5 protein-coding genes and 1 pseudogene are annotated in these 7,182 nt (G+C 71.1%); 5 read left to right on the top strand and 1 reads right to left on the bottom strand.

What is annotated here, in order from left to right; all coding sequences use genetic code 11:
- The 5 genes and pseudogenes from K313_RS23980 to gatB all read left to right on the top strand — a co-directional run.
- Positions 1 to 442: pseudogene (locus K313_RS23980) on the top strand (HNH endonuclease); the annotation flags it as partial.
- Positions 443 to 567: 125 nt separating this feature from the next.
- A complete protein-coding gene (gene putP / locus K313_RS0114640; RefSeq protein WP_029212235.1) occupies positions 568 to 2,067 on the top strand; it encodes a sodium/proline symporter PutP in 1,500 nt (499 codons plus the stop codon).
- Between the two features lie 43 nt (positions 2,068 to 2,110).
- Positions 2,111 to 2,407 carry an Asp-tRNA(Asn)/Glu-tRNA(Gln) amidotransferase subunit GatC gene (gatC, locus tag K313_RS0114635; protein ID WP_029212234.1) on the top strand — a complete coding sequence of 99 codons (297 nt, stop codon included), beginning with the start codon at positions 2,111 to 2,113 and terminating at the stop codon, positions 2,405 to 2,407.
- Between the two features lie 5 nt (positions 2,408 to 2,412).
- Entirely contained in the window at positions 2,413 to 3,984 is a 1,572-nt protein-coding gene (gatA, locus tag K313_RS0114630; protein WP_029212233.1) for an Asp-tRNA(Asn)/Glu-tRNA(Gln) amidotransferase subunit GatA, read from the top strand.
- A gap of 3 nt (positions 3,985 to 3,987) precedes the next feature.
- Positions 3,988 to 5,496 carry an Asp-tRNA(Asn)/Glu-tRNA(Gln) amidotransferase subunit GatB gene (gatB, locus tag K313_RS0114625; protein ID WP_029212232.1) on the top strand — a complete coding sequence of 503 codons (1,509 nt, stop codon included), beginning with the start codon at positions 3,988 to 3,990 and terminating at the stop codon, positions 5,494 to 5,496.
- Positions 5,497 to 5,649: 153 nt separating this feature from the next.
- Here the strand turns inward: gatB and K313_RS0114620 are convergent, their stop codons facing one another.
- Positions 5,650 to 7,179, bottom strand: a complete 1,530-nt coding sequence (locus K313_RS0114620; protein ID WP_029212231.1) for an MFS transporter — start codon at positions 7,177 to 7,179, stop codon at positions 5,650 to 5,652.
- Positions 7,180 to 7,182 lie beyond the last annotated feature (3 nt).

Genomic DNA, 7,182 nt, shown 5'->3' with positions numbered 1-7,182 from the left:
GCGGGCGGCGGACGTGTTCCTGCGCCGCTTGTACACCCACCCCGACACCGGGCAGCTGGTCGCCCTGGACGCGCGAGGTCGCACCTTCGACGGCGCGTTGCGCCGGTTGATCGTGTGGCGCGACGGGACCTGCCGGGCCCCGGGCTGCGACTCGCCCATCCGTCACGTCGACCACGTCCAGGCGTGGCGGGACGGCGGGCCCACCAGCGCGAGCAACGGCGTCGGGGTGTGCGAGGCCCACAACTACGCCCACGAAGCGGCCGGCCACACCGCACACGGCCTCCAGCACCGGCCAGACGACACCGGCTGGGACCCGCCGCCAGCGATCACCTACCGCTACCCCGACGGCAGTCAGCACACCACCACGGCCCCACCCCTGATCCCCTCCATCTGGGGACCCGTCGGCAGCCACCCGCGCCGAGAGCGCCGGGAGCACGGCTGAGGTCAGCGTCACGATCCGGCCACGCCGCCTGTGCGGCGTCCGAGTCGTCACCCGATCGGCGGCATACTCATGCGCAACGGCACCTGCCACCAGCGGGCGCCCCGAGGGCGAACGGAAGTCACGACATGAGTGACCAGACCTGGCAGATCATCTCGATGGTGATCTACCTGATCGGCATGATCTACATCGGCTACTGGGCCTACCGGCGCACCGTGGGTCTGGGGGACTACATGCTCGGCGGCCGTGGTCTCGGTCCCGCCGTGACCGCCCTGTCCGCCGGCGCCGCCGACATGTCGGGCTGGCTGCTCATGGGTCTGCCCGGCGCGATCTACGCCACCGGGCTGGTCGAGGCCTGGATCGCCGTCGGCCTGACCGTGGGCGCCTGGCTCAACTGGAAGTTCGTGGCCCCCCGCCTGCGGGCCTACACCAAGGTGGCCAGCGACTCGATCACCATCCCGAGCTTCCTCGAGAACCGCCTGCGCGACAAGTCCCGGATGCTCCGGATCGTCTCCGGCGTCATCATCCTGGTCTTCTTCACCTTCTACGTCTCGTCCGGCATGGTCGCCAGCGGGGTCTTCATGAAGCAGTCCTTCGGCATGGAGTACCACGTCGGGATGCTGTTCATCACGGCCGTGACCGTGGCCTACACACTGTTCGGCGGCTTCCTCGCGGTGAGCTACACCGACTTCGTGCAGGGCCTGATGATGTTCTGCGCCCTCATCGCCGTCCCGATCATCGGCCTGTTCGCCGTGGGCGGCCCGGCGGAGGCGGCGCGCTCGATCCGGGCGGTCAACCCCGACGCGCTGTCCATGGTCACCGGCGCGACCACGGTCGGCGTCGTCAGCTCGCTGGCCTGGGGCCTCGGCTACTTCGGTCAACCGCACATCATAGTGCGGTTCATGGCCATCCGCTCGGTCGAGGAGACCAAGCAGGGTCGGCGCATCGGCGTGGGCTGGATGATGCTGTCCTGCCTCGGCGCCATCGCCACCGCCCTCGTCGGCGTGGCCTACTTCCAGCAGAACCCCGCCCACAAGATCTCCAACCCCGAGACCGTCTACATCGCCATGGGACAGATCCTGTTCCACCCCATCATCGCCGGGTTCATGCTCGCCGCCGTCCTGGCCGCGATCATGAGCACCGTCTCCTCCCAGCTGCTCGTCACGTCGTCGGCGCTCGTGGAGGACCTCTACAAGGTGATCGGGCGCCGCGAGGGGTCGGACGCGTCATACGTGCTGCTCGGCCGCCTGGGTGTCCTCACCATCTCGCTCATCGCCGCAGCCCTGGCGTGGTCGACCACGTCGCCGATCCTCAAGCTCGTGGCGTTCGCGTGGGCGGGCTTCGGCGCGGCGTTCGGCCCGACGGTCCTGCTCGCGCTGTTCTGGCGCAAGCTCACGGCCAAGGGCGCCCTCGCCGGCATGGTGGTCGGGGCCCTGCTCGTGTGGCTGTGGGCCGCCAAGAGCGGGGGGATCTTCGACTACTACGAGATCCTGCCGGGCTTCATCGGCAACCTCCTCGTCGCCGTCGTGGTCAGCCTGCTGACCCACCACCACGACGAGGAGATCCGCGTCGAGTTCGACGAGACGGTGCGTCAGGTCCGCCGCGAGGAGGCGGCGGCGGAGGGCTGAGCGTGGGCCAGGGGCCCGGGCGCGCGCCACTAGACTGGCGAGCATGTCTTCCCTGTCCCGCGACCAGGTCGCGCACCTGGCCAATCTCGCGCGCATCGAGATGACGGACGCCGAGCTCGACACGATGGCCGGGGAGCTGGCCGTCATCCTCGACTCGGTGGCCCAGGTCGGCGAGGTTGCCGCCGACGACATCCCGCCGATGTCGCACCCGATGCCTCTGACCAACGTGACCCGGCCCGACGAGGTCCGCCCCGGCCTGACCCGCGAGCAGGCCCTGTCCGGTGCGCCGGCGCAGGAGCTCGACCGGTTCCAGGTGCCGCGCATCCTGAGCGAGGACTGATCCGTATGCCGACCACCGACCTCACCCGACTCACCGCTGCCCAGATGGCTGAGGGTCTCGCGGCGCGAGACTTCACCTCCGTCGAGCTGACGCAGGCCCACCTCGACCGCATCGCCGCCGTCGACGGGGCCGTCCGGTCCTACCTGCACGTCGACGCCGACGGCGCCCTCGCCACCGCGCGCGAGGTGGACGAGGCCCGCGCCGCCGGCGAGCAGCTGCACCCGCTCGCGGGTGTGCCGATCGCCGTCAAGGACGTCATGACCACGACGGGCCTGCCGACCACGTGCGGCTCCAAGGTGCTCGAGGGCTGGATCCCGCCCTACGACGCCACGGTCGTCACCAAGATCAAGGCCGCCCGCATGCCGATCCTCGGCAAGACCAACATGGACGAGTTCGCGATGGGGTCGTCCACCGAGCACTCGGCCTACGGCCCCTCGCACAACCCGTGGGACCTCGAGCGCACCCCCGGCGGCTCCGGCGGCGGCTCCAGCGCCGTCGTCGCGTCCTTCCAGGCGCCGCTGGCGACCGGCACCGACACCGGCGGCTCGATCCGCCAGCCCGCGTCCCTGACCGGCACCGTCGGCGCCAAGCCGACCTACGGCGGGGTGTCCCGCTACGGCCTCGTCGCCCTCGCCTCGTCCCTCGACCAGGCGGGGCCCTGCGCCCGCACCGTCCTCGACACCGCCCTGCTGCACGAGCTCATGGGCGGGCACGACCCCCGCGACTCGACGTCCATCGACCAGCCGGTGCCCCCGGTGGTCGAGGCCGCCCGCAGCGGCGACGTGTCCGGCCTGCGGATCGGCATCGTCCGCGAGCTCACCGGCGAGGGCTACCAGGCCGGGGTCCAGCAGCGCTTCGACGAGACCGTCGAGCTGCTCCGCGCCGGTGGCGCCGAGATCGTCGAGGTCTCCTGCCCGCACTTCGACTACGCCCTCGGCGCCTACTACCTCATCCTCCCGAGCGAGGCGTCCTCCAACCTGGCCAAGTTCGACGCCATGCGCTACGGCCTGCGCGTCACGCCGACCGGGGTCGAGGCGCCGAGCGCCGAGCAGGTCATGGCGGCGTCCCGCGAGGCGGGCTTCGGCGACGAGGTCAAGCGCCGCATCATCCTCGGCACCTACGCCCTGTCCAGCGGCTACTACGAGGCCTACTACGGCCAGGCGCAGAAGGTCCGCACGCTCATCGCGCGCGACTTCGAGGCGGCCTTCGAGCAGTGCGACGTGCTGATCTCCCCGACGATGCCCACCACGGCCTTCCGCCTGGGGGACAAGCTCGACGACCCGATGGCGATGTACCTCAACGACGTCGCCACCATCCCCGCCAACCTCGCGGGCATCCCCGGCATGTCGGTGCCTGTGGGGCTCGCGCCGGAGGACGACCTGCCCGTGGGGCTGCAGGTCCTCGCCCCGGCCATGGCCGACGACCGGCTGTACCGCGTGGCGGCCTACGTCGAGCGCGAGCTGGAGAAGGCCTGGGGCGAGCCGCTGCTCGCCAACGCGCCCGAGCTGGGCGCCGCGACGCCGGCCACCGGCACGCCGGCCAACGGCACCACCGACCAGACGCGAAAGGACGGCTGACCCATGGCCACCACGCACGTCGAGCCCGTTCTCGACTACGACGAGGTGCTCGAGCGCTTCGACCCCGTGATGGGCCTCGAGGTCCACGTCGAGCTCAGCACCGCGACCAAGATGTTCTGCTCCTGCGCCACGGAGTTCGGCGCCGAGCCCAACACCCAGGTGTGCCCGGTCTGCCTCGGCCTGCCCGGAGCCCTGCCGGTGGTCAACGCCAGGGGGGTCGAGTCCGCGATCCGCATCGGCCTGGCGCTCAACTGCCAGATCGCCGAGTGGTGCCGGTTCGCGCGCAAGAACTACTTCTACCCGGACATGCCCAAGAACTTCCAGACCTCGCAGTACGACGAGCCCATCGCGTTCGACGGCTACCTGGACGTGGAGCTCGAGGACGGCACGACCTGGCGGGTCGAGATCGAGCGGGCGCACATGGAGGAGGACACCGGCAAGTCGCTGCACATGGGCGGCGCGACCGGTCGCATCCACGGCGCCGACTACTCGCTGCTGGACTACAACCGCGCGGGGATCCCCCTGATCGAGATCGTCACCAGGCCGGTCCTCGGGGCCGGGGAGCGTATGCCGGAGGTCGCCAAGGCCTATGTCTCGGCGATCCGTGACCTGATGCGTGCGCTCGACGTCAGCGACGCCCGCATGGAGCAGGGCTCGATGCGCTGCGACGCCAACGTGTCCCTCATGCCCAAGGGCTCGACCCAGCTCGGCACCCGCACCGAGACCAAGAACGTCAACTCGCTGCGCTCGGTCGAGCGGGCCGTCCGCTACGAGATGACGCGGCACGGCGCGATCCTCACGGACGGCGGGTCGATCCTGCAGGAGACCCGGCACTGGCACGAGGACACCGGCGTCACGACGTCCGGGCGCGAGAAGTCCGACGCCGAGGACTACCGCTACTTCCCCGAGCCGGACCTGGTGCCCGTCGCCCCGAGCCGCGAGTGGGTCGAGGAGCTGCGGGCCACCCTGCCCGAGCCTCCCGGGCAGCGCCGCAAGCGGCTGCAGGGGGAGTGGGGCTACTCCGACCTGGAGATGCGCGACGTCGTCAACGCCGGCGCCGTCGAGCTGATCGAGGCCTCCGTCGCCGCCGGTGCCACGCCCGCCGCCGCCCGCAAGTGGTGGATGGGCGAGGTGTCCCGCCGCGCCAACGACGAGGTCCGCGACCTCGCCGACATGGGCGTCACGCCCGAGCACGTCGCCGAGCTGGACGGGATGGTCCGGGACGGTCGGCTCAACGACTCGATGGCCCGTCAGGTCATGGACGGCGTCCTGGCCGGCGAGGGCTCGCCCCGCGAGGTGGCCGACGCCCGCGGTCTCGAGCTGGTGCAGGACGACTCGGCGCTCGAGGCGGCCGTGGACGAGGTGCTCGGCCGCAACGCCGACATCGTCGCCAAGATCAAGGACGGCAAGGTCCAGGCCGCCGGTGCCCTGATCGGTCAGGTCATGAAGGCCATGAAGGGCCAGGCCGACGCCGGCAAGGTCCGCGAGCTGATCATGGCCAAGTGCCAGTGACCTACCCCAGGTCGTCACATCGGCCGGGCTTCGCACGCCAGGCCGGTGTGACCAAGGCCGGCTGATGTGACCACGTCAGGCTGATCTGCCTGCTCCTGCCGTATGACGCCGTGGCCGCCCTCACACGAGGGCGGCCACCGCGTCGTCATACGGCTAGGACGTCTGGGTGGAGCGGTCGTGGGAGGGCACGACCACCCAGATGACCACGGCCGACAGCAGCAGCAGGCTGATGTTGAACAGCAGGGCGACGTCCGCGCCCTGGCGCAGGCCGACGTTGTCCTGGCGACCGAGCGGCACGAGGACCGAGCCGATCACCCGTGGGGGCGAGCTGGACCCGGCGGTGAACAGGGCCAGCGAGGTGGCGGTGCCGATGGCCGAGCCCAGGGACGACGCCATCTTGTAGATCCCGGCCCCGGCCCCGCTCTGCTCGACCGGCAGGTTGGAGAGGGCGGCGTCGGTCGCGGGCGTGCCGAAGCAGGCCAGCCCCAGCCCCATCAGCGTGTAGCCCAGGATCGCCGTCAGGCGGTACTGCGAGAGCAGCAGGTTGGTGGGCAGGAAGGCGCAGCCGGCCAGCACGGGCAGCCCGGTGCCCCACAGCATCGGCTTCTTGGCGCCGTAACGTCGCAGCAGGCGTTCGCCGACGCGCATGAACGCGATGACGGTGACGGCGCAGCCGAGCGTCAGCAGGCCCGCGTCCAGGGGTTTCATGCCGCCGGCGACCTGGAGGAGCTGCTGGGTGACGATGAGCATGCCGATGGACGTGTTGAGCAGGAAGTTGGCCAGCGTGGCTCCGGAGAACATGCGGTTGCGAAAGAGCCGCAGGCCCACGAAGGGCTGCCGGACCCGGCCCTCGATCACCACGGTGAGGACCAGGCCGGCGATCGCGACGGCGGCCAGGGCCAGCGTGATCGGGGACGTCCAGCCGATCTTGGCCCCGAAGGTCGTCACGACCATCAGCGAGAGCATCGACGCGGCGAAGGTCGCGATGCCCGGCACGTCCAGGTGGAAGGGGGTGGAGGAGACGACCTTGGACTCGCCCTGGCCCCGCAGCAGCAGGGCTGCGGCCACGGCGACGAGGATCGAGACGGCGTAGATCCAGCGCCACCCGACGTAGGTGACCGTGAACCCGCCCACGAGGGACGCGAGCCCGGAACCGCCGAACGACGCGATCGACCACATCGACACCGCGCGCTGGCGGGCGGCCCCTTCCCAGCACGCGCGCACCAGACCCAGCGTCGTGGGCAGGACGCACGCGGCGGACAGGCCCTGCACCGCACGCCCCACGAGCACGAGCGGTGCGGCGAGCGCGCCGGCGGCGAGGATCAGGCAGGCCGACCCGACGACGCTGAGGACCAGACCGATCAGCAGCACCCGGAACCGGCCCACCCGGTCGGCCACCCCGCCGAGCACGACGATGAACATGCCGGAGAAGAGCGCCGTGAGGGCTACGGCGAGGTTCATGGCGTCGTTGCCGAGCAGGGGGTCGGTCCAGGTGCGGCGGGCGGCGTCGGCATACGGGCCGTTGATGTCGCGCATGATGGCCGGCGCGACCGACCCGGCGGACCCGGCGAACAACCAGAAGGTCAGGACGGCGAGGACCAGGCCCGCGAGCAGCCGGTCGTTGCCGTGCGCCTCGGTGGGTGCGCGGCGGGCGACGTCGTCGAGGGGCTGTCGACTGGGCATGCG

Source organism: Arsenicicoccus bolidensis DSM 15745 (genome assembly GCF_000426385.1).
In the GTDB taxonomy this organism is placed as follows: domain Bacteria; phylum Actinomycetota; class Actinomycetes; order Actinomycetales; family Dermatophilaceae; genus Arsenicicoccus; species Arsenicicoccus bolidensis.
This window is presented reverse-complemented; position numbering and strand designations above follow the sequence as displayed.